Source organism: Amycolatopsis sp. NPDC004169, assembly GCF_040610315.1.
GTDB lineage: Bacteria > Actinomycetota > Actinomycetes > Mycobacteriales > Pseudonocardiaceae > Amycolatopsis.
On record NZ_JBEXMD010000010.1, the window covers coordinates 98,562 to 120,106 of the forward strand.

Here is a 21,545-nt window from a genome sequence, read left to right on the forward strand (position 1 = left end):
GCCGTCCTCCTACACTCGGAACGTGGCAGACCGACCTTTGATCGCACCCAGCATCCTCGCGGCCGACTTCGCCCGGCTCGGCGACGAGATCGCCGCCGTGGCCGGCGCGGGGGAGGCCAGGGCCGACTGGGTCCACGTCGACGTCATGGACGCGCACTTCGTGCCCAACCTGACCCTCGGCCTGCCCGTGGCCAAGGCCCTGATCGACAGCACCGACCTGCCGATCGACTGCCACCTGATGATCGACGACCCGGACCGCTGGGCGGTCGGGTACGCCGAGGCCGGCGCCTACAACGTCACGGTGCACGCCGAAGCCGCGAAGGACCCCGTCGCGCTGGCGAAGAACCTGCGGGCCGCGGGCGCGAAGGCGGGCCTGTCGATCAAGCCGGGCACCGCGCTCGAACCGTGGCTCGACGCGCTCAAGCACTACGACACGCTGCTGGTGATGTCCGTCGAGCCGGGCTTCGGCGGGCAGTCGTTCATCGCCGACGTCCTGGAGAAGGTCCGCACCGCGCGGCGCCTGGTCGACACCGGGCACCTCAAACTGATCGTCGAGATCGACGGCGGCATCAACACCGACACCATCGAGCAGGCCGCCGAGGCCGGTGTCGACTGCTTCGTGGCCGGATCCGCCGTCTACGGCGCCGGTGACCCGGGCAAGGCGGTCGCCGCGCTGCGCGAGCAGGCGGCCCGCGGCCGGGCCGGCTGACCTCGCAGCGGCACCGGAGAAGCCACCGGGCCGCCGCGGGTGTTGGATGGAAGGGACCGGCGCAGGAGTCCGGCTCACGAGGAGGCAGCGCACGTGTTCACCGGCATAGTCGAGGAGATCGGCGAAGTCACCGCGGTCGAGCAGCTGACGAACGCGGCCCGGCTGCGCGTCCGCGGCCCGCTGGTCACCAGCGACGCCGGGCACGGCGACTCGATCGCGGTCAGCGGGGTCTGCCTGACCGTCGTCGAGGTGGCGGGCGGCGAGTTCACCGTCGACGTCGTCAACGAGACGCTGCAGCGCTCCAGCCTGGCCAAGGTCGCGGTCGGCGACCGGGTCAACCTCGAGCGCGCCACCCCGGCAGGCGGCCGGCTCGGCGGGCACATCATGCAGGGTCACGTCGACGGGACCGGCGTGTTCCTCGGCCGCGACGAGAACGGCGTCACGACGTTCGCGCTGCCGGCGCACCTGTCCCGGTACGTGGTCGAGAAGGGCTCGATCGCGGTCGACGGCGTCTCGCTGACGGTGGCGGCGATCAGCGCCGACCAGTTCGCGGTCGCCCTGATCCCCACCACCCTCGAAGTGACCACCCTCGGCCGCCGTGAAGCGGGCGACCTGGTGAACCTCGAGGTCGACGTGGTAGCGAAGTACGTGGAAAAGCTGGCCGAGGCCCACATCCGCGACCAGGTGCAGAATCGGGACAGCGGCGGCGGCACGGAGGAGCGGTCATGAGTGAGACGAGCGCGGCAGAACCCGAAGCGGGCTGGACCCCGTGCGGCAGCGGCGCGGCGTTCGACGCCGACGCCATCGAGCGGGCCATCGCCGACATGGCGGCCGGCCGGCCGGTCGTCGTGGTCGACGACGAGGACCGCGAGAACGAAGGCGACCTCATCTTCGCCGCCGAGAAGGCGACGCCGGAGCTGCTGGCCTTCATGGTCCGCTACACCTCGGGGTACGTCTGCGTGGCGCTGACCGAGTCCGAGGCGGACCGGCTGGACCTGCCGCCGATGTACCACACGAACCAGGACGCGCGCGGTACCGCCTACAGCGTCACGGTCGACGCCGCCGAGGGCATCAGCACCGGCATCTCCGCCGCCGACCGCGCCCACACGATCCGGCTGCTGGCCGACCCGGCGTCCACGGCGAAGGACTTCCGGCGCCCCGGGCACGTCGTGCCGCTGCGCGCCAAGGAAGGCGGCGTGCTGCGCCGGCCCGGGCACACCGAGGCGTCGGTCGACCTGGCCCGGATGGCCGGGCTCGCCCCCGCAGGCGTCCTCTGCGAGATCGTGTCGCAGAAGGACGAAGGCGACATGGCGCGCCGCGACGAGCTCGAGGTCTTCGCCGCCGACCACGACCTGGCGATCATCACCATCGCCGACCTGATCGCCTACCGCCGCCGCACCGAGAAGCAGGTCGAGCGGGTCGCCGAGGCCCGTATCCCGCTGGCCGCGGGCACGTTCCGCGCGGTCGGCTACGACTCGCTGCTGGACGGCATCGAGCACGTCGCGTTCGTCTACGGCGAGATCGGCGACGGCCAGGACATCCTGGTCCGCGTCCACTCCGAGTGCCTGACCGGCGACGTCTTCGGCTCGCTGCGCTGCGACTGCGGCCCCCAGCTGGAGGCGGCACTGGAAGCGGTCGCCGCCGAAGGCCGCGGCGTCGTGCTCTACATCCGCGGTCACGAGGGCCGCGGCATCGGCCTGCTGCACAAGCTGCAGGCCTACCAGCTGCAGGACGACGGCGCGGACACCGTCGACGCGAACCTCGCGCTCGGCGTCCCGGCCGACGCCCGCGACTACGGCACCGGCGCGCAGATCCTCTGCGACCTCGGCGTCCGCACCATGCGGCTGCTGTCGAACAACCCGGCCAAGCGGATCGGCCTGGAGGGCTACGGCCTGCGCGTCACCGGGCGGGTGCCGCTGCCGATCTCGCCGAACCCCGAAAACCTGCGCTACCTGAAGACCAAGCGCGACCGGATGGGTCACGACCTGGCGCAGCTGGAGCACTACGACCAGGTCGGCGTGCGCACCGAACACCCCGACGGAGGAGCACTGTGAGCGGCGAAGGCCGTCCCGACGTCAAGCTGGATCTGTCCGACTGCAAGGCGCTGAAGCTCGGCATCGTCGCCACCCGCTGGAACGCGGACATCACCGACGTCCTGCTGGAGCGGGCGCTGGTCGCGGCGAAGGAAGCGGAGCTGGAGGAGGAACCGACGGTCGTCCACGTCGCCGGCGCGGTCGAGCTGCCGGTGGTGGCGCAGGCGCTGGCCCGCAACCACGACGCGGTGGTCGCGCTGGGCGTGGTCATCCGCGGCGGCACCCCCCACTTCGAGTACGTGTGCGACGCGGTGACGGCGGGCCTGACCCGGGTGGCGCTCGACGAGAGCACCCCGGTGGGCAACGGCGTCCTGACCTGCGACACGCACGAGCAGGCGGTCGACCGTTCGGGCCGGCCCGGCTCGAAGGAGGACAAGGGCTACGAGGCGACGGTGGCGGCACTGGACTCCGCGCACGTGCTGCGGAGCCTGCGCCAGCCGTGGACCGAGCGGGGCTTCCAGTGAGCGTGGCGACTTCGCTGGTGATCCGCCCCCGCCGGGCGATGATCATGTGCAGCGTGCTGGCGGTGGCGCTGCTGGCGGTGTTCGTCGTGGTGGCGATTTTGTTGCGCAACGGCGACACCGGGGTCCGCTTCCAGCGCTCCGACCAGGCGGCGATGGTGGGCATCGGAATCCTGCTGGCGTGCGGGGTGATGCTGTTCGCGATCGCGCGCGTGCGGGCGGACGCCGAGGGCATCGAGGTCCGGAACGTACTGGTGACCCGCCGCTTCGCGTGGAGCGACGTGCTGTCGGTGAGTTTCCCGGACGGAGCGTCGTGGGCGCGGCTGGAGCTGCCGGACGACGAGTACCACGCGGTGATGGCGGTGCAGGCCGTGGACCGGGGCCGCGCGGTGGAGGCGGTGCGGGCACTGAGGAAACTGCACCGCGCAGCCACCGGCGGCTGACGGCCGTCAGAGGTCCAGGTCCACCACGATCGGGGCGTGGTCCGACGGCCCCTTCCCCTTCCGCGCGTTCCGGTCCACATAGGAATCCTTCACCGCGGACGTGAAAGCCTCATTCCCGTACACCAGGTCGATCCGCATCCCCTTGTTGTTCGGGAAGTTCCCGGCCCGGTAGTCCCAGTACGTGAACGGGTGGTCGTACTTCAGCGGCCGCGGGAAGACGTCCGACAGGCCCAGGTCCCGCAGCCGGGCCAAGGCGTCGCGCTCCGGCTTCGTCACGTGGGTCGACTCCGCGAACAGCGTGATGTCCCAGACGTCCGCGTCCGTCGGGGCCACGTTGAAGTCCCCGAGCACCGCGAACGGCCCGGCCGAATTCTCCGAAGCCACCAGCGAGTGCAGCGACGCCAGCCACTCCAGCTTGTACGCGTAGTGCGGGTTGTCCGGCTCGCGCCCGTTGGGCACGTACACCGACCACACCCGCACGCCCCCGCAGGTGGCACCCACCGCGCGCGCTTCCGCGGCACCCTCGAACGTCGGCTCGCCCGGCAGCCCGCGCACCACGTCCGACAGGCCCACCTTCGACAGGATCCCGACGCCGTTCCAGCGCCCCAGCCCGTACGCCGCCACCTCGTAGCCGAGCGCTTCGACCTCGGCCGCCGGGAACGCCTCCGTCGTGTTCTTCAGCTCCTGCAGGCACAGCACGTCCGGTGCCGTCTCCTCCAGGAAGCCCAGGACGCGGGGCAGGCGGGGGACGATGGAGTTCACGTTCCAGGTGGCGATCCGCATGCCGCGAGCATCCCACACACCACCGACAGAACCGGGGCGGCGCCGGAGCGCCGCCCCGGGACAAGGAGAACTCAGACGCCCGCGGTCGTCCGGATCCAGGACCGGCTCGCCGCCACGCTCGCGTAGTTGTTCGTGCCGCGCGTGTTCGACCCGCTCTGGTTCTGGACCGTCGACGCGACGCCGACCTGAACGCCGTTCGCGACCTCGGGGCCGCCCGAGTCGCCCTTCCACGCCGAGCCGTTGACGCCGACGCTCTGGATCGCGCGGCCGCCGTAGGCGTCCGTGGAGCGGCCGGTCACCTGGACGTTCGCCGTCTTCAGCGACGTCGCCGGCGGGCCGGTCGGGGTGGTGCGGCCCCAGCCGTAGATCTGGTTGGTGCTGCCCGTCGCCGGGTCCGAGCTGCCCAGCGAGATCGGCGACGCGCTGGTCGCCGAGGCCAGGTGCAGCAGCGCGATGTCGCCGTTGGGGGACTCGTACTCGTTGTCGACGGCGATCTTCGTGCCCGAGAGCAGCGTGTTGCTGCCGACCCGGACGTACATGCCCGAGCCGTCCTGGTCGAGGCAGTGCACCGCGGTGAGCACCCAGCGGGACGCGATGACCGTGCCGGAGCAGTTGAAGCCCTGGTAGTCGCGCCCGGCGGTGTTGACGTACACCTGGGCACCCCAGGAGACCGTCGGCGCGGTGGTGCCGCCGACGATGTTCGGCTGGACGCCCGCGGAGGCGACCGCGCCACCGGCGAGGGTCAGCGCGACGGCCGCGGCGGAAGCGACGCCGAGGAGACGGAGAGAGCTCACGGTGGTGATCCTTTCGGAGGGGGACCGGACCGGCCGGTCGGAAAGTAACCACCGCGTCACCGAGCGGGACACCGACGAAGGTCGGAAACGGACGAACACCCTACTTCCGATGGGGCAGCAGCGGGGGCGTGCGAGAACTGTCGGTGCCGCCCCATAGTCTTGACAACGTGGCTGACCCGACCACCTACCGTCCCTCGCCGGGGAGCATCCCGGATGCCCCTGGCGTGTACAAGTTCCGCGACGCGACCAAGCGGGTCATCTACGTCGGCAAGGCGAAAAGCCTCCGCAGCAGGCTGAACTCCTACTTCGCCGACCTCTCCGGCCTGCACCCGCGCACCCGGCAGATGGTCACCACGGCCGCGAGCGTCGAATGGACCGTCGTCACCACCGAGGTCGAGGCGCTCCAGCTCGAGTACAACTGGATCAAGGAGTTCGACCCCCGGTTCAACGTCCGCTACCGCGACGACAAGAGCTACCCGGTGCTCGCGGTGACGCTGAACGAGGAGTTCCCCCGGCTGCACGTCTACCGCGGCGCACGCAAGAAGGGCGTCCGGTACTTCGGCCCGTACGCGCACGCGTGGGCCATCCGCGAGACCCTCGACCTGCTGCTGCGCGTCTTCCCGGCCCGCACCTGCTCGGCCGGGGTGTTCCGGCGCCACGGCCAGATCGGCCGCCCGTGCCTGCTCGGCTACATCGACAAGTGCTCGGCGCCGTGCGTGGGCCGCGTCTCGGCCGACGAACACCGGGACATCGTCGAGGACTTCTGCGACTTCCTGGCCGGCAAGACCGACGTCATGATCAAGCGGCTCGAAGCCGAGATGGCCGCCGCCTCCGAGGAGCTCGAGTTCGAGCGCGCCGCCCGGCTGCGCGACGACCTCGGCGCCCTGCGGCGCGCCATGGAGAAGCAGGCCGTGGTGCTCGGCGACGGCACGGACGCCGACGTCGTCGCCTTCGCGCACGACGAGCTCGAAGCCGCCGTCCAGGTCTTCCACGTGCGCGGCGGCCGGGTCCGCGGCCAGCGCGGCTGGGTGATCGACAAGGCCGAGGAGATGGACGTCCCGGCGCTGGTCGACCACTTCCTCACCCAGTTCTACGGCGACGAGGCCGAGCTCGACGCGCGCGACGACGTCGACGCCGGCCCGGTCGTCCCCCGCGAGGTCCTGGTGCCGGAGCTGCCCGCGGACGCCGAGGCGGTGGCGGAGTGGCTCAGCGGGCTGCGCGGCTCGCGCGTGCAGCTGCGGGTGCCGCAGCGCGGTGACAAGAAGGCGCTCGCCGAGACCGTGCAGCGCAACGCGGGCGAGGCGTTCACCCAGCACAAGCTGCGGCGGGCGGGCGACCTGACGGCGCGCTCGGCGGCGCTCACCGAACTGCAGGAGTTCCTCGGCCTCGACACCGCGCCGCTGCGCATCGAGTGCATCGACATCAGCCACATCCAGGGCAGCGACGTCGTCGCGTCGCTCGTCGTGTTCGAGGACGGGCTCGCGCGCAAGTCCGAGTACCGGCGCTTCGCGCTGCGCGAAGCGGCCACCGAGGGTGACGTCGCCTCGATCGCCGAGGTCGTCCGGCGCCGGTTCCACCGCTACCTCAAGGAAACCGCGGAAGAGTCCAGCACGCCCGGGCTCGACCCGGAGACCGGGCGGCCGAAGAAGTTCGCCTACCCGCCGAACCTGCTGGTCGTCGACGGCGCTGGCCCGCAGGCCACCGCGGCCGCCGACGTGCTGGCCGAGCTCGGCATCACCGACATCTCCGTGGTCGGGCTGGCCAAGCGGCTGGAAGAGGTCTGGCTGCCCGCCGACCCCGATCCGGTGATCCTGCCGCGGACGTCGGAGGCGCTGTACCTGCTGCAGCGGCTGCGTGACGAGGCCCACCGCTTCGCCATCGCCTACCACCGCGAGAAGCGCTCCAAGCGGCTGGTGACGTCCGAATTGGACAGTGTGCCCGGGCTGGGGCAGGCTCGGCGCGCCGCCCTGATCAAGCACTTCGGCTCGGTGAAGAAGCTCAAGCAGGCCCGGATCGAGGAGATCGAGGCGGTGCCCGGCTTCGGCAGGCGCACCGCGGAGGCCGTGGTCGCCGCGCTGGCCGGGGAGTCCGGCGCGAGCAACGGCACAGGAGCAGGGGAGTAGGGAAACACAGTGAGTGCGCAAGAGGAGATCCGCGGCTCCGGCATGGAGGTCGCGGTCGTGTCCGGGTTGTCCGGGGCGGGCCGCAGCACGGCGGCCAAGTGCCTGGAGGACCTGGGCTGGTTCGTCGTGGACAACCTGCCCCCGGAGCTGATCGCCACCATGGTCGAGCTCGGGGCGCAGGCCCGCGGCGCGATCACGAAGGTGGCCGTCGTCATGGACGTGCGCTCGCGCGCGTTCACCGACGACCTCGCCTCGGTCATCAAGGACCTGGACGCGCGGGGCTACAAGCCGCGCGTGCTGTTCCTGGAGGCGACCGACGCGGTGCTGGTGCGGCGGTTCGAGGCCGTCCGCCGCGGCCACCCGATGCAGGGCGACGGCCGGCTCGCCGACGGCATCACCGCGGAGCGGACGCTGCTGGAGCCGCTGCGCGAAGAGGCCGACCTGGTGCTCGACACGTCGTCGCTGTCGGTGCACGACCTGCGGGCCAAGATCGAGGACGCGTTCGGCTCCGAGGCGAGCACCCAGACCCGGGTCACCGTGCTGTCCTTCGGCTACAAGTACGGCCTGCCGATGGACGCCGACCTGGTGATGGACGTCCGGTTCCTGCCCAACCCGTTCTGGATCCCGGAGCTGCGCGAGCACACCGGGCTCGACGGCGAGGTCCGCAACTACGTCCTCTCCCAGGAAGGGGCCGAGGAGTTCCTCGACCGCTACCACCAGCTGCTGCGGCTGATCGGCGCCGGCTACAAGCGCGAGGGCAAGCGGTACCTGACCCTGGCCGTCGGCTGCACCGGCGGCAAGCACCGCAGCGTGGCGCTGTCCGAGGAACTCGCCCAGCGTCTGTCCAATGAGGACGGTATGGCCGTGAAGGTGGTGCACCGCGACCTTGGTCGTGAATAACGTGCGCGCGGTCGCCCTCGGGGGCGGCCACGGACTGCACGCGACACTGTCCGCGGTGCGGCGGGTGACCCCCGACGTCACGGCGGTCGTGACCGTGGCCGACGACGGCGGATCGTCCGGCAGGCTGCGGCGCGAACTCGGGCTGCTGCCGCCGGGCGACCTGCGGCAGGCGTTCGCCGCCTTCGCCGCGGAAGACGGCGGCACGCTGTGGGCCGAGGTCTTCCAGCACCGCTTCGGCGGCGACGGCGCACTGGCCGGGCACGCGGTGGGGAACCTGCTGCTGGCCGGGCTGTTCGAGGTGCTCGGCGACCCGGTCGCCGCGCTCGACGAGGCCTGCCGGCTGATGGGCGTCTCGGGCCGCGTGCTGCCGATGTCGCCGGAGCCGCTGGAGATCGTGGGCCTGGTCAGCGGCCTCGACAGCGAGGACCCGGCGGCCCTGCGCACGATCCGCGGCCAGGTCGCGGTGGCGTCGACGCCGGGGCAGGTGCAGCGCGTCAGCCTGCACACGCCCGGGCGGTCGGGGCAGTCGCCGCAGGCGTGCGTGGAGGCCGTCGACGCCGTGCTCGCCGCGGACGTCGTGTTCCTCGGGCCCGGCTCGTGGTTCACCAGTGTGCTGCCGCACCTGCTCGTGCCGGGGCTGCACGACGCGCTCGTGCACACGGCCGCGACGAAGGTGCTCGTGCTCAACCTTGTCCCCCAGCCGGGGGAAACCGCGGGATTCTCTCCGGAGCGGCACCTCGACGTACTCTTCGAGCACGCGCCGGATCTGCGGGTCGACGCGGTGATCGCGGACCGCGATTCCGTGCCCGACCCGGCGAATCTCCGCCGCGCGGCGCAGCGGCTGGGTGCCCGGGCGCACCTGGGGGCGGTGGCCGACCCCGAAGTGGCGGGACGGCATGATCCTGATGCGCTCGCGTTGTGCATGCGGGAGGCTCTCGGTCTCGGCGGGGAGCACGGGGGAGGAGCGAAAGGCAGGGAGGGGCAGTAATGGCGATGACCGCCGCGGTGAAGGACGAGCTGAGCCGGCTGGAGATCACGAAGATCGGGCCGCGCCGGGCGGAGGTCGCGTCGCTGCTTCGCTTCGCCGGCGGGCTGCACATCGTGGCCGGCCGGGTGGTCGTGGAGGCGGAGCTGGACACGGGCTCGGTCGCGCGACGGCTGCGCAAGGAGATCCACGAGCTGTACGGCCACCATTCGGACGTCCACGTCATCACCGCCAGCGGCGGCCTGCGCAAGGGCACCCGGTACGTGGTGCGCGTGGTCAAGGACGGTGAGGGCCTGGCCCGCCAGACGGGCCTGATCGACCAGCGCGGCCGCCCGGTGCGCGGGCTGCCCGCGGCCGTGGTGTCCGGGGGCGTGGCCGACGCGGAAGCGGCGTGGCGGGGTGCGTTCCTCGCGCACGGGTCGCTGACCGAGCCGGGCCGTTCGTCGTCGCTCGAGGTGACCTGCCCCGGTCCGGAGGCGGCGCTGGCGCTGGTGGGCGCGGCGCGCCGGATGGGCATCCAGGCGAAGTCCCGCGAGGTCCGCGGCGCCGACCGCGTGGTGGTCCGCGACGGCGACGCGATCGGCGCCCTGCTGACGCGGCTGGGAGCGCACGCGAGCGTCCTGCAGTGGGAAGAGCGCCGGATGCGCCGCGAGGTCCGCGCGACGGCCAACCGCCTGGCCAACTTCGACGACGCCAACCTCCGCCGCTCGGCCCGTGCGGCCGTGGCGGCGGCGGCCCGGGTGGAGCGCGCGCTGGAGATCCTGGGCGACACGGCCCCGGACCACCTGCTGGCCGCGGGCCGGCTGAGGTTGTCGAACCGGCAGGCGTCCCTGGAGGAGCTGGGCCAGCTGTCGGAGCCGCAGATGACGAAGGACGCGGTGGCCGGCCGCATCCGCCGCCTGCTGGCGATGGCGGACAAGCGGGCGAAGGACCTCAACATCCCGGACACCGAGTCGGCGGTCACCCCGGAAATGCTCGAAGAAGAGGACGCATAGCCGCAGCCGGCCTCCGGCCCGCCGGCGGGTTTTCGAGAGCCGGGGAGCGATTCTCCCAGTGGTTTTGCTCCTGTGCAGCGCGATCTCGCGGCGGGTCGTCGTGTTAACGGGATCGGTGCTGCCGGGCCGATCTCGTAACACCCCGGTAGCACCGGGGAGTGGCCGCCGAAACGCGGGCCCTCGAACCTCGGTCGGGAGGGATACGCCGAACGAGGGAAGGGGTAGGCATGCGCACGAACAACGCGCGGCTTCAGGTGTCACCGGAGGTCGGCACCTGGCTCGCCCGGCGCAGCAGCAAAGCGGGCGACTGGACGGCCGAGGACCTGGTCGCGGCCAAACGAGGCACCACCGTCTCCGTCGTCATCCCGGCCCGGAACGAGGAAGCCACGGTCGGTGCGATCGTCACCGCCATCCGCGAGGAGCTGCAGGAACACCACCGGCTGGTCGACGAGATCCTCGTCGTGGACAGCCACTCGACCGACGCCACCGCGGAGGTGGCGGCCGCGGCCGGAGCTCGCGTGGTCGCGCAGGACGCCGTCTTCCCCGCCCTCGACGGCCTGCAGGGCAAGGGCGAGGCGTTGTGGAAGGGCGTCGCGGCGACGACCGGCGACCTCGTCGTCTTCGTCGACGGCGACCTCTACGACTTCACCACCAGCTACGTCACCGGGCTGCTCGGCCCGCTGCTCACCGACCCGTCCGTGGCCTACGTCAAGGGCTTCTACCACCGCCCCCTCAACGGCGCGGCGGGCAGCGAGCCCGAAGGCGGCGGCCGCGTCACCGAGCTGGTCGCGCGGCCCCTGCTCAACATGTTCTGGCCGGAGCTGTCCGGGTTCGTCCAGCCGCTGGCCGGCGAGTACGCGGGGCGGCGCGAGGTGCTGGAAGGCATCCCGTTCGTCGTGAACTACGGCGTCGAGATCGGGCACCTCATCGACCTGGTGGAGCTGCGCGGCCTCGACGGGATGGCCCAGGTCGACCTCGGCCACCGCGTGCACCGGCACCAGAGCACGCAGGCGCTCGGCCGGATGTCCGGGCAGATCATGCAGACGCTGTTCGACCGCCTGGAGCGCTACGACCGGCTGGTCACGGCCATCCCGCCGGCCACGGTGCTGGCGCAGTTCCAGCGCGGCGCGTCGGCGGACGGCGTCGAGCGCGAACTGGTGCTGACCGACCTGACGTCCCGGCAGCGCCCGCCGCTGGCGAGCCTGCCGGTGACGCTGCGCCCGGAGAACGAGCGGACCCTGCAGGACACCGCGTAGCTACTGGGCGGGCGCGAGCGCGCGAGCCGGCTGCCAGCCCGGCGGCCCGAACACGTATCCCGCGCGCTCGCGCCACGTCCGCGCCCCGCGGAGGTCTCGCAGGATCGAGCCGTACTCGTGGAAGCCGACCTTCAGCAGGTTGTACGTGCCGATGTTCTTCGTCAGCCCGTACGTCGGCCGCTTGCCTTCGGGGACGAAGCTGCCGAACAGCCGATCCCAAAGGATCAGGATTCCGCCGTAGTTGGCGTCCAGGTACTCGGCGTCGCTGCCGTGGTGGACGCGGTGGTGGGACGGGGTGTTGAACACGTACTCGAACCAGCGCGGCAGCTTGCCGACCTTCTCGGTGTGCACGAAGAACTGGTAGACGAGGTCGATCGACAGCCCGGTCAGGATCATCCACGGCGGGATGCCGCCCAGCGCCAGCACCGACCAGAACGGCAGCTGGAAGTACGGTGTCCACTTCTGGCGCAACGCCGTCGAGAAGTTGTAGTGCTCGCTGGAGTGGTGCACCTGGTGGCCGGCCCACAGCAGCCGCACGCGGTGGCTGGCGCGGTGGTAGGCGTAGAACACCAGTTCCTGGCCGAGCAGCATGAGCACCCACGTCCACCAGTCGCGCGGGTCGAACCGGACCGGGGCGAGTTCGAACAGCGCCGCGAACACGACCAGCATCACCAGCCGGAACACCGCGTTGACGCCGACCGCGACCGTGCCCATCAGCATGCTCGTCCGGGTGTCGGCGACGCTGTAGCCGACCACGTTGTCGTCGTGGCCGAGCACGTGCACCGCGACGATTTCGATCGTCACGAACAGCAGGAACACCGGGATCGCGAACAACACGGGGTCGCGCAGGTGCGCCAGGAACTCGGCCACGTCGCCTCCTTTGATCTGACCTCACGGTAACTTACCCTAGGGTCACTTTACGCACGGTAGGCTCTGCCGCGTGACGGAGTCAAGGGCGGTCGGGACCAAGGGGATGCCGCGCGAAGAGCGCGAGGCCCAGCTCGTCGTGGCCGGCACCGAGGAGTTCGGCCGGGCCGGGTACGCGGGCGCGTCGATGGTCGAGATCGCGCGCCGGGTCGGGGTCACGAAGCCGTTGCTGTACCAGTACTTCGGCTCGAAGGACGGGCTCTACCTGGCCTGCCTGCACCGCGCCGGCGGCCGCCTCACCGACGGCGTGGCCGCGACCATGGCGGCCGGCGGCGAGCCCGACCAGATGCCGCTGAAGGTGCTCTCGGCGATCTTCACGACGTTCGACCACGACCGCTACGCCTGGCGCCTCCTGCGCGACGCGACAGTGCCCTCGACCGGTGACATCGCCGCGGCGGCCGCCGACTACCGCCGCCGGCTGGACGCGTTCGCGGTGCTCGGCGCGACGCAGCTGCTGACCTCCCGCGGCCTGGCCGACCCGGCGGACATCGAGGCGGTGGCGCAGGTGTGGACCGGCGTGGTCGACTCGCTGATCAGCTGGTGGATCGACCGCCCCGATGAAGACGCGGCGGCGATGACGGCCCGCTGCGCCCGGATCATGGGTGGCTTGTTCGGCTGGTGAGGCGGGTCAGCTCGCCGTCAGCTCGGCCAAGGCCGCTCGGACCTCGGCCCGGAACCGCGCCCGGTCGTCGCCGTAGGTGTGTTCCGCCGCCGACAGCGCCTGGCCCAGCGCTTCGGCGGAGTCTTCGTGGGCGGCGGCGAAGAGCGCCGGGAACGCCATGGCCTGCTGCAACGCGTTGTCGTGCCGTCCGTCCGGGGTGCGCACCAGCGTCCGCGGCACCTCCGGGTCCGAGAGCAGCCGGTCCCACGCCGCCGTCCAGTCGTCGAACGGGGACGGCAACGGCGCCCCCTCGTCCAGCGCGCGCAGACCGGCGGCGATCCAGCGGACGCCGTCGAGCCGGGCCCGTCCGAAGGCCAGGTGCGCCACCCGGCGGGCTAGTGCGCGCCGGACCTCCGGCCCGGCGGCGATCGCCGCGGCCACCAGTTCGCGGTCGGCCTTGGCGAACTGCCGCAGCGAGCCCGGGGGCAGCTCGAGCACGGCCGGGGGTGGCAGCACGCCACCCCATTCCCGCAGCAGCTGCTCGTGCCGCGCCTTCGCACGCGCCTCCTCCTCGGCCCGGCGTCGCTCCTCCGCCCGCTTCGCGAGCTCCTCGGCGGTCGGCGGTGGCGGCAGCCCTCGCGCGAACCCGTGCCAGTACGCCGCGATCTCGCTCGTTCGGCGGACGACCACGTCGGCGGCCGGAGGTGCGGGCCAGAACTGCAGCAGGTAGCTGTCCTGCCGGGGCTCGCCGCCGAGGCGTGTGTCGCGGGCGCGGCCCGCGTCCATCGCCGTGCCGCTGTAGCGGACGCGGTAGTCGCCCGGAGCCAGCTCCAGGTCCCACCAGTCCTCGCCACCCCAGGTGACCAGCACCGTCCGGCCCTCGGCGCGGAAGGACGCCTCGACGACGTCCTCCGCGCCGCCGTCCGGCGGCTCGGCCGGGTGCACCTCGGCGGTGAAGCCGACCTCGCCGGTGTGCAGCCCGGTGATCAGGAACAGGTGCCCGGGCACCGCGGCGCCGCACAGCCCGTTGCGCTGCCCGGCGAAGCACGCGGCCAGGTCGCCCTCGAACGGCGCGCCCCGCTCGTCGTGGACGTAGATTTGTCCATAGTGGACATGAACGTCGCCGTGGACCACGGTTCGCATGCGGCCAGCATGGCAGAGGTCACCGACAGTTTTCGATTTGCGGCTTATGTCCGCTCTGTCGATACGCAGAGTGCACACCGCAAATTCGTTGCTCGAATGGCGTAGCGAAACCGGCCTGGTCCGCGATTAATCTGGGAAGCCGTCGCGTCGAGAGGTCGCCCCATGCCCGAACCAGCAGCATCCGTCCCGGCCGATCCCCGGCTCGCTGCGCGATTCACCGAGGATCTGCTCGACGGCTGCCGGGTCCTGGCCAAGGATTACGGCTACCGGCCCGCCCAGTTCGAACGCATGGTGCGCGAGCACGGCGGGGTCGAAGCGGCCCGGCTGCTGCTGCGCGGGGCCGGCACCGCGGGCGGGTTCACCGTGCTCTGGGAGAAGAACCAGCTCGGCCGCAGCTCCGAGGCGACCATGCTCCGCGAGGAGTACGCCGAGCTGTTCACCCCCGACGAGCTCCTGCTGGCCCGCCGCCGGCTGGAGGAGCACGGCTTCGACGTCGACGCGCACCTGCGCACGCTCACCGAACAAGGGTGAGGGCGGCAGGGGTGACCGGCGCCGCTCCGGTCACCCCTGCCGCGGCTACTGGGCCGCCGCGCTGGACTTGCCGCGCAGCACCACGTTGGCCGTCGACGCGCCCTTGATCGCCGTCTCGATCTGGGCCATCGTCGAGGACGACGTCAGGCCGGGGACGGTCGCGGTGTTCAGGGCGTAGAGCGTGAACGTGTACGGGTGGCTCGAACCGCCCGGGCAGGGGCCGAAGAACTTCTGCGCGTTCGCCCCGCTGCCCATGGCCTTCTGCTTGGCGCCACCCTGGTTCGGCACGGTGTAGCCCGCGCCGAGCCCCTCCGGCAGCGACTTCGTGGCCGCCGGCACGTCCCAGATCGCCCAGTGCAGCTTGTTGCCGCTGTTGGCGACGTCGGCGAACACGACGGCGTACCCCTTGGCGCCGTCGGCGGCACCCCAGGCCAGCGGCGGCGACGGGTCCTGGCCCGCCGTGCCGTCCCCGGCGCAGGTGTATTTGTCCGGGATGGTCGCGTTGTCGGCGAAGGCGGAGCTGGTCAGCTTGAACCCGCCGGGCGTGCCGCCGCCCGGGAACTTCAGCCGCACGATCACGTTGTCCAGCACCGACGGCGTGCCGCCGTTCTTGTCGTTGTTCGTCGAAGTCAGCCAGAGCCCGCCGTCGGGGGTCTTGGTGACCGAGCGCAGCCGGCCCCAGCGACCCGAGAACAGCGTCGACACCGTGCCGACACCCGTGCCCGCCGCGTTGATCTGGGTGGCGAACAGCTGCTCCCCGGTGACGCCGGCGATGTAGATCCAGTCGTTGACGATCTCCACGCCGCTCGGCCCGGCCTGCGACGTCGACCAGGTCTTCTTCGGGGCGATGAAGCCGCTGCAGCTGCCCTGCGTGCCTTCGCAGCTGGGCCAGCCGAAGTTGCCGCCCTTCTGGATCAGGTTGAGCTCGTCCTGGCTGCTCTCGCCGAACTCCGCCGCCCACAGCTGGCCGCGGGAGTCCCAGGCCAGGCCCTGCGGGTTGCGGTGGCCGTAGCTCCAGACGTACCGGGCGTTGCCGCCGGTGGCGTAGAACGGGTTGTCGCTCGGCGCCGAGCCGTCCGGGTTGAGCCGCAGGATCTTCCCGTTCAGCGAGCTCTTGTTCTGCGCGTTGTCGCTGTTCTTGGCGTCGCCGACGGTGGCGTACAGCTTGCCGTCCGGCCCGAACTTGATCCGGCCGCCGTTGTGGTAGCGGTTCTTCGCGATCCCGGTCAGCACCGGCGTCGACGTCGACGACAGCGTGCTGCCGTCGTAGGTCATCTTCACGATCCGGTTGTCGCCGGAGGCCGTGTGGTACAGGTAGATCGCGTGGTCACTCGACCAGTTCGGCGAGATCGCCAGGCCGAGGAGGCCGCCTTCGCCGTTCGTGCCGACCGCGCCCGGCACCTTGCCCAGCGTGGTCTTCTGGCCCGACGGCGTCACGAGCAGGACCTCGAACCGGTCCCGCTCGGTCACCAGCGCGTTGCCGTTGGGCAGGAAGTCCACCGACCAGCCGAGGTCGACCTTCGCGATGTCCTTGTCGTACTCCGGGATCCCGCCGGCACCGCCCGGGGCGCTGGTCTTCGCGGTGACGGCGTTGCTGGCGGCCGAAGTGTTGCCGTCGGGGTCACGGGCCTTGACGGTGAAGGTGTAGGAGGTGTTGGGGGACAGGTCGGTGACGGTCGTGCTCAGCGAAGTCGTGGTGGCGACCTTCGTGGCGCCCTGGTAGACGTCGTAGCCGGCGATGGTGCCGCCGTTGTCCGTGGACGCGTTCCACGCCAGGGAGACGCTGTTCGCGGTGACGCCGGTGGTGCGCAGGTTGCCGGGCACGCTGGGCGGGGTGGTGTCGTTGCTCGGCGGCGTGGTGAAGGTGACCACGTTGCTCTGCTGCGACGGGTTGCCCGCGGCGTCGAACGCGCCGACCGAGATGTCGTAGGCGGTGTTCGGCGTCAGGTTGTCCACGGTCGCGCTCGTGGTGTTCCCGTCGACGGTCTTGAGGATGTTGCCGCCGCGGTTGATCTCGTAGCGGACGACGCCGACGTTGTCCGTCGCGGCGGTCCAGGAGAAGGTCGCGGCGGTGGGGAGGATGTTGCTCGCCTTGAGGTTCGACGGCGGCGACGGCGGTTCGCCGTCGGTGGGCGCGACGAAGGTGTCGGTGAGCTTGTCGGCGTTCGGGCCGCCGTTGGCGGTGGTCGCGGTGGTGCGGACCTTGTTGACCCCGGCGGTGAGCTGCACGGTCGCGGTGACGGTCTTCCACGTCGTCCAGGCGCCGGTGCCGGGGAAGTCGACGGTGCCCTTGTCGCCGCCGTCGACGACCAGCTTGACCGGGCGGTTGTCGGCGGTTCCGTTGGCGTAGCGGAAGGTCAGGGTGTGCGTGCCGGCCTGGGCCGCGTTCACGGAGTATTCGACGTAGCTGCCGACGACGTTGTCGAAGTTCACGAAGCCGGTACCGGAGTAGCCGGCGTGGTTGGACTCGACCGCGCCCTGGAAGATGGTGGCGTTCTCGGACTCGTAGTCGGTATCGGCCGCGAAAGCGTTTACCGGGCTGACCGCGCTGAGACCGAGCGCCGCGACGGCAGTACCGGCCAGTACCGCGCGCCACGGTGGACGGGGTGCCACTGGGAGCCTCCTGCGTTGTCGGGGGACAGGGGGTGACCGGGGCGGAATGGTCGGCGGACCACCGGCGGCAATAGTTAGGAAAGTTTCCTATCTATGGGTCAGATCACACACCCTGGGGGCGGGCCCTGTCAATACTCGACATGGTGGCTCACGCTGCGTGTCAACGGTTTCCCGCTCAGCGGGGCGGGAACGGCCTTGTGGCCGGTATTGGGCGGCTCCGCCTGGGTGCTGCGGACCGGCCGAGGCTCGCCGGGTTGTGGTACGGGGGATCGGCCGGGCCCGCTGGGGTGCTGTGGTGTGGGGGATCGACCCGGGGCCGCCGAGGTGCTGAGGTGGTGAATCGGCCCGGGCCCGCTGGGGCGTGGAGGACTGACCCGGGGCCGCCGGGACACTGTGGTGCGGTGAACCGACTAGAGCCCGGCCGGCGTCGGCCAGGAGCCGCCCGGGGCGTTGCGATGCGGCGGATGGAGCGGAGCTCGCCGGAGTGCTGCGATGCGGCGAATCGACCCGAGCCCGCCGGGGCGCCCCCCGTTTTCCACTCTACCGGCGAGCACCGACAGTTTCGGCCGCCCAGTCGCGCGGCACCAGGAACGACGCCAGTTCGGCCTCCGCGCTCCCCGGCTCCGGCGTGAACTCCGACTCCCAGCGCGCCAGCGGTGGCAGCGCCGCCAGGATCGCCTCGGCGTCGGCCTGCACCGCCGTGGCCGCGTCGTGGACCAGGGTGAACTCGACGTACCGGCCGCGGCGGAAGAGCTGCCACTGCCGCTCGCGCTCGCCGTGCGGGAGGTCCTTGCGGCGTCGCACGATCGGGGCGTACGCCGGGATGATCGCGGCGATGCCCGCCGCGGTGAAGGCCGCCGAGCGTCGCCAGCCGTCCGGGCCCGGCAGGCTCAGGTGGTCGAAGAGGATGCCGCCGATGCCGCGGGCCTCGTTGCGGTGCGGGAGGCGGAAACGGTCGTCGCACGCCCTCTTCGCCTGCGCGTGGAACGCCGGGTCCAGCGTTGCGCAGTAGCTCTTCAGCACGCGGTGGAAGTGCGTCGCGTCCGAAGCGAAGCCGTAGCAGGGGAGCAGGTCGACGCTGCCGCCGAACCACCACGCGTCCGCGGTTTCGCGGTAGCGGAAGTGGGCCTGGAACGCCGGGACGTACGGGTTGCGCGGGTGCAGCACCACCGAGAGCCCGGCCGCGAAGAACTCGTCGGAAAAGGCCGTGCTGATCACGGCACGTTCGAAGACGTCACCGTTCTCCAGCCGCCGGGTGCGGCCTGTCCGGCCGAAGCGCCCGCCGTCGAGGCGTTCCAGCTCGGCCACCAGCTCCCGCTGGCCCGCGCTGATGATCGCCTTGACGGCGTCCCGTCTGTCCCCTGAAGGCATACCCCCACCCCCGGGGTGCAGATTACCAGCGAACCGGGGTCAGCCGGCGATGTCGGCGCGCGCGATCACCTTGGTGATCTTCGCCCGGACGAGGGATTCTTCGGGCACCGCGTTCCGCTTGCCGTACGCCTCGGCCTGCTCGGCGCCCATGTACCGGCCGCCCAGCTTGGTCGCCCACGCCAGCATGTCGTCCATGTCGTGGGTCAGCCGCGCTTCGGCGGTGAACTGGACGTACGAGTACGGCGGCTTCTGGTCGTCGACGGCGAGGGAGATGCGGCCGTCGCGGGCGATGGCCTTGCCCTTGAGGGTCTCGGTGCCCGTGGTGAAGATCAGCTCGTCGCCGTCCGGGCCCTCGTTCAGCAGGAACCAGATCGGCGTCACGATCGGGGCGCCGTTGGCCCTGACCAGGCCCAGCATGCCCGTGCGGGTGCCTTCGGACGCGAACTGCCACCACTCGTCACGGCTCATCTCACGCATAGGAGCGACGTTAGCCCGTCACCCGCGCGTGCGCAGAGGGTGGCCGACTAGCCTGGCCTGCTGTGCGAGACGACGACACCGGCATGACGGGCCTGGCCGACGAGGGGCTGACGCGCCGCCTCAAGGCGCTGGCCTGCACCGCGCCGCTGCACGACCTCGACGCGCGGAAGGCGAAGCTCGACTGGGCCGACGCCACGATCTACCAGATGGCCGAGATCGCGCTGCACACGATCGACCAGGTCACCATCGCGATGGACTTCGACACCGGCGCCGGCCACGACGAGGTCATCGACCGCCTGCTGCCGTTCATCGCCCAGCAGGCGCCGTCGCGGATGCCCGAAGAGCACGTCCGGGTGGCCAAGTGGGTGCTGGACAACCTCATCAACGTCGGCACCACCGACCGCGGCTTCCGGCGCGTCTACGGCTCGATCGGGCCGGGCGGCTACCAGCGGCGCCAGTTCGACTTCAAGCTGCTGGTCGAGCTGGCCGCCCGCGACGGCGAGGTCTACCTGCGCGCCACCGACGAGGCCATCAACGTCCTGGTCGGCGCGCTCGACACCGACGTCGAATCCGCGCAGATCGCCGCCGAGGTCAAGCTCGAGAACCTGATCAACCGCGGTCGACTGGCCGACGCCAAGCTCGCCGCCGAGCAGGCCCGCTACCGGACCGTCCAGTACGGCGAGACGCTGCGCGCGAAGCTCGACGCGACCCGCCGCGACGTCCGCTCGGTCGACTGGGAACGCGAGGTCCCCGAGCTGCTCGACAGCGCGCTCAGCCACATCGAAGCCCGGTTCCGCGCCGAGAACGCCATCCTCAAGAACATCACCACCGCCCGCGACGAGACCGAGGACCTCGACAAGAAGCGCCGCGCCGCCGAACTGGTCGACATCGTCGGCGACTGCATCCGACGGCACACCCGCCTGCAGTCCCGGCTGGCCGACGCGGGCGCGGTCTTCCGCGCCGAACAGGACCGCCAGCAGTTCTCCGGCCCGCCCCAGCGCGCGACCCTCGACCTCTTCGGCCAGCTCCTCGTCCCGACGCTCGGGCTGCCGCTGGCCGACGCCGTCGCCCCGGCCGAGCACTTCTTCCACGCCGCCGCCGGCATCACCGCACCGGTCGTGCCGTCGCTTTCGTCGCTCGTCTCGCTGCTCCTGCGGCCCGCCCCCGAACGTGACCAGCTGGTCGGCGAAATCCCGGAGCCCGAGCTGATGCCCGCCGAGGTCAGCGACAAGTTCGGCGACGACGTCTGGCGGCGGGCCGACGAACTGCTCGACCTCCCCGAGGTGCCGCGACGGCTGTCCGGCCTGCTCGAAGAAGCCCGCCGCAGCCGCCAGCCCGGGCTCGCCGCCCTGGTCGCGCTGCGCGCGGTGCACGCCTACAGTCCCGGGATCGGCGCGGCCCGCCGCCAGGGCGACCGCTCGGTCCTGCTCGCCGTCGACGACGGCACGCTCTTGGACGACCCGGAGTTCGGCGGTGCCGACCTGCTCCTGTCCACCGCCGCCGTCGAGCGCGCCGATGAAGAAGAGGAGGTCGCGTAATGGCGCTGTCCCACAGCAGCGTGGACGCCGAGGCCGCGGCCCGGCTGGTCGCCTTCGGCATGCGGCCGAAGCAGCTGCCCGCGCGCGACGTCGTCTACGGCGACCTCGTGCGCCGCTACGGCGAGGACAACGCGTTCAAGGCCCTCACGCACGCCGTCGCCGCCGGCCTCGGCCTCATGGTCCTCGAGGTCAACCAGCAGGCCGGCGCGGTACTGGCGGCCACCGACGAGTCCGTCTTCGAGATCAAGATGGACTCCTACGCCCGCCAGGCCAAGATCCGCGAGCGCCGCGACACGGAGAAGGTCCTGCACGGCCTGATCCACCTCGCCACCGCCGCGCTCGGCTACCCGCGCCCGGACGACCTCGCCAACGACACCTACATCGGCCGCGTCAGCGTCGAGCAGGTCGACGCGATGGTCCGCGAAGCCGCGCGGATGCTGGACGAACGCGCCGCGGCGGCCGAGGCCAACAACGACCCCCTGGCCGACGCGCCCGAGCTCGAACAGGCCTGGCGCGCCTACACCCGCCGTCCCGCGGCCGCGGCCACCAAGGACGGGCGGCTGGCCGCCGACACCACCCGCGGCATGGTCAGCCGCGCCCTGCGGTTCCTCGCCGACCAGGGCTTCCTGGTCCCGGTGAGCGACGAGCAGGGCGGCACCTACCGGACCACGCCGCGCTACCAGATCCAGGTCCGCGAACTCGCTGCCGACGCCGCCTTCGACGACCTGCTCGCGCTCGACGTCGTGGCCGTCGCGACCGCCGGGGGCACGCTGCGCGCGGCCGCCTCGGACACGCTCTAAGA

General features: G+C 71.7%; 21 protein-coding genes. 14 read left to right on the top strand and 7 right to left on the bottom strand.

Annotation, left to right across the window (positions count from 1 at the left end):
• The first annotated feature begins 37 nt into the window (after nt 1-37).
• The 5 genes from rpe (at nt 38) to ABZX11_RS16125 (ending at nt 3,706) form a co-directional block, all read left to right on the top strand.
• Nucleotides 38-709: a ribulose-phosphate 3-epimerase gene (gene rpe, locus ABZX11_RS16105; RefSeq protein WP_176178288.1), complete on the top strand. Its 672-nt coding sequence runs from the start codon at nt 38-40 to the stop codon at nt 707-709.
• Nucleotides 710-802: 93 nt separating this feature from the next.
• Nucleotides 803-1,438 (top strand): riboflavin synthase, encoded by a 636-nt coding sequence (locus ABZX11_RS16110; RefSeq protein ID WP_176176250.1) that lies wholly within the window; start codon nt 803-805, stop codon nt 1,436-1,438.
• Nucleotides 1,435-2,763, top strand: coding sequence for a bifunctional 3,4-dihydroxy-2-butanone-4-phosphate synthase/GTP cyclohydrolase II (locus ABZX11_RS16115; protein WP_354913623.1), 1,329 nt, complete (start codon nt 1,435-1,437; stop codon nt 2,761-2,763). Before ABZX11_RS16110 ends, ABZX11_RS16115 begins: the two co-directional genes overlap by 4 nt.
• On the top strand, nt 2,760-3,266 hold the full coding sequence (ribH, locus tag ABZX11_RS16120; RefSeq protein ID WP_176176252.1) for a 6,7-dimethyl-8-ribityllumazine synthase: 507 nt from the start codon (nt 2,760-2,762) through the stop codon (nt 3,264-3,266). The genes ABZX11_RS16115 and ribH overlap by 4 nt, the downstream gene beginning before the upstream one ends.
• Nucleotides 3,263-3,706, top strand: coding sequence for a PH domain-containing protein (locus tag ABZX11_RS16125; RefSeq protein ID WP_354913626.1), 444 nt, complete (start codon nt 3,263-3,265; stop codon nt 3,704-3,706). Before ribH ends, ABZX11_RS16125 begins: the two co-directional genes overlap by 4 nt.
• A gap of 6 nt (nt 3,707-3,712) precedes the next feature.
• On the opposite strand, the gene ABZX11_RS16130 is transcribed toward ABZX11_RS16125, so the two are convergent.
• On the bottom strand, nt 3,713-4,489 hold the full coding sequence (locus ABZX11_RS16130; RefSeq protein ID WP_354913628.1) for an exodeoxyribonuclease III: 777 nt from the start codon (nt 4,487-4,489) through the stop codon (nt 3,713-3,715).
• Between the two features lie 71 nt (nt 4,490-4,560).
• Nucleotides 4,561-5,283: a trypsin-like serine protease gene (locus tag ABZX11_RS16135; protein ID WP_176176255.1), complete on the bottom strand. Its 723-nt coding sequence runs from the start codon at nt 5,281-5,283 to the stop codon at nt 4,561-4,563.
• A gap of 167 nt (nt 5,284-5,450) precedes the next feature.
• Between ABZX11_RS16135 and uvrC the strand changes: the two genes are divergently transcribed.
• The 5 genes from uvrC to ABZX11_RS16160 all read left to right on the top strand — a co-directional run bounded on the left by uvrC (nt 5,451) and on the right by ABZX11_RS16160 (nt 11,542).
• Nucleotides 5,451-7,406 carry an excinuclease ABC subunit UvrC gene (gene uvrC, locus ABZX11_RS16140; protein WP_176176256.1) on the top strand — a complete coding sequence of 652 codons (1,956 nt, stop codon included), beginning with the start codon at nt 5,451-5,453 and terminating at the stop codon, nt 7,404-7,406.
• Between the two features lie 42 nt (nt 7,407-7,448).
• The gene (gene rapZ / locus ABZX11_RS16145) at nt 7,449-8,306 is read left to right on the top strand and encodes an RNase adapter RapZ (RefSeq protein ID WP_176178290.1); all 858 of its coding nucleotides are present in this window, start codon (nt 7,449-7,451) and stop codon (nt 8,304-8,306) included.
• A 1-nt stretch (nt 8,307) separates the two neighbouring features.
• Nucleotides 8,308-9,294, top strand: a complete 987-nt coding sequence (gene yvcK, locus ABZX11_RS16150; RefSeq protein ID WP_354913825.1) for a uridine diphosphate-N-acetylglucosamine-binding protein YvcK — start codon at nt 8,308-8,310, stop codon at nt 9,292-9,294.
• Nucleotides 9,294-10,286 (top strand): DNA-binding protein WhiA, encoded by a 993-nt coding sequence (gene whiA, locus ABZX11_RS16155; RefSeq protein WP_176176257.1) that lies wholly within the window; start codon nt 9,294-9,296, stop codon nt 10,284-10,286. The genes yvcK and whiA overlap by 1 nt, the downstream gene beginning before the upstream one ends.
• A 227-nt stretch (nt 10,287-10,513) precedes the next feature.
• On the top strand, nt 10,514-11,542 hold the full coding sequence (locus ABZX11_RS16160) for a glucosyl-3-phosphoglycerate synthase (protein WP_176176258.1): 1,029 nt from the start codon (nt 10,514-10,516) through the stop codon (nt 11,540-11,542).
• Here the strand turns inward: ABZX11_RS16160 and ABZX11_RS16165 are convergent, their stop codons facing one another.
• Nucleotides 11,543-12,412: a sterol desaturase family protein gene (locus tag ABZX11_RS16165; protein WP_176176259.1), complete on the bottom strand. Its 870-nt coding sequence runs from the start codon at nt 12,410-12,412 to the stop codon at nt 11,543-11,545.
• 70 nt (nt 12,413-12,482) lie between these two features.
• Here ABZX11_RS16165 and ABZX11_RS16170 point away from each other — a divergent pair, with 70 nt between their 5' ends.
• Nucleotides 12,483-13,091, top strand: a complete 609-nt coding sequence (locus ABZX11_RS16170) for a TetR/AcrR family transcriptional regulator (protein WP_254897256.1) — start codon at nt 12,483-12,485, stop codon at nt 13,089-13,091.
• A gap of 6 nt (nt 13,092-13,097) precedes the next feature.
• Here ABZX11_RS16170 and ABZX11_RS16175 read toward each other — a convergent pair whose 3' ends face one another.
• The gene (locus tag ABZX11_RS16175; protein WP_354913632.1) at nt 13,098-14,213 is read right to left on the bottom strand and encodes a hypothetical protein; all 1,116 of its coding nucleotides are present in this window, start codon (nt 14,211-14,213) and stop codon (nt 13,098-13,100) included.
• A gap of 162 nt (nt 14,214-14,375) precedes the next feature.
• Here ABZX11_RS16175 and ABZX11_RS16180 point away from each other — a divergent pair, with 162 nt between their 5' ends.
• A complete protein-coding gene (locus ABZX11_RS16180) occupies nt 14,376-14,744 on the top strand; it encodes a hypothetical protein (protein ID WP_176176261.1) in 369 nt (122 codons plus the stop codon).
• A gap of 45 nt (nt 14,745-14,789) precedes the next feature.
• Here ABZX11_RS16180 and ABZX11_RS16185 read toward each other — a convergent pair whose 3' ends face one another.
• From ABZX11_RS16185 to ABZX11_RS16195, 3 genes are all read right to left on the bottom strand, one after another.
• The gene (locus tag ABZX11_RS16185; RefSeq protein WP_176176262.1) at nt 14,790-17,357 is read right to left on the bottom strand and encodes a PQQ-dependent sugar dehydrogenase; all 2,568 of its coding nucleotides are present in this window, start codon (nt 17,355-17,357) and stop codon (nt 14,790-14,792) included.
• Nucleotides 17,358-17,897: 540 nt separating this feature from the next.
• A complete protein-coding gene (locus ABZX11_RS16190; RefSeq protein WP_176176263.1) occupies nt 17,898-18,728 on the bottom strand; it encodes a coproporphyrinogen III oxidase in 831 nt (276 codons plus the stop codon).
• Nucleotides 18,729-18,767: 39 nt separating this feature from the next.
• Nucleotides 18,768-19,205 (bottom strand): PPOX class F420-dependent oxidoreductase, encoded by a 438-nt coding sequence (locus ABZX11_RS16195; RefSeq protein ID WP_354913635.1) that lies wholly within the window; start codon nt 19,203-19,205, stop codon nt 18,768-18,770.
• 83 nt (nt 19,206-19,288) lie between these two features.
• Between ABZX11_RS16195 and ABZX11_RS16200 the strand changes: the two genes are divergently transcribed.
• Nucleotides 19,289-20,743: a hypothetical protein gene (locus tag ABZX11_RS16200; protein ID WP_176178292.1), complete on the top strand. Its 1,455-nt coding sequence runs from the start codon at nt 19,289-19,291 to the stop codon at nt 20,741-20,743.
• Nucleotides 20,743-21,543 (top strand): hypothetical protein, encoded by an 801-nt coding sequence (locus ABZX11_RS16205; RefSeq protein ID WP_176176265.1) that lies wholly within the window; start codon nt 20,743-20,745, stop codon nt 21,541-21,543. The genes ABZX11_RS16200 and ABZX11_RS16205 overlap by 1 nt, the downstream gene beginning before the upstream one ends.
• Nucleotides 21,544-21,545: the final 2 nt, after the last annotated feature.

Coding starts and splice junctions, on each gene's coding strand:
- ABZX11_RS16115 (WP_354913623.1), top strand. CDS start 1,435: ATGAGTGAGACGAGCGCGGCAGAACCCGAAGCGGGCTGGACCCCGTGC.
- ABZX11_RS16195 (WP_354913635.1), bottom strand. CDS start 19,205: ATGCGTGAGATGAGCCGTGACGAGTGGTGGCAGTTCGCGTCCGAAGGC.
- ABZX11_RS16130 (WP_354913628.1), bottom strand. CDS start 4,489: ATGCGGATCGCCACCTGGAACGTGAACTCCATCGTCCCCCGCCTGCCC.
- ABZX11_RS16160 (WP_176176258.1), top strand. CDS start 10,514: ATGCGCACGAACAACGCGCGGCTTCAGGTGTCACCGGAGGTCGGCACC.
- whiA (WP_176176257.1), top strand. CDS start 9,294: ATGGCGATGACCGCCGCGGTGAAGGACGAGCTGAGCCGGCTGGAGATC.
- ABZX11_RS16200 (WP_176178292.1), top strand. CDS start 19,289: ATGACGGGCCTGGCCGACGAGGGGCTGACGCGCCGCCTCAAGGCGCTG.
- ABZX11_RS16175 (WP_354913632.1), bottom strand. CDS start 14,213: ATGCGAACCGTGGTCCACGGCGACGTTCATGTCCACTATGGACAAATC.
- ABZX11_RS16180 (WP_176176261.1), top strand. CDS start 14,376: ATGCCCGAACCAGCAGCATCCGTCCCGGCCGATCCCCGGCTCGCTGCG.
- rapZ (WP_176178290.1), top strand. CDS start 7,449: ATGGAGGTCGCGGTCGTGTCCGGGTTGTCCGGGGCGGGCCGCAGCACG.
- ABZX11_RS16190 (WP_176176263.1), bottom strand. CDS start 18,728: ATGCCTTCAGGGGACAGACGGGACGCCGTCAAGGCGATCATCAGCGCG.
- ABZX11_RS16205 (WP_176176265.1), top strand. CDS start 20,743: ATGGCGCTGTCCCACAGCAGCGTGGACGCCGAGGCCGCGGCCCGGCTG.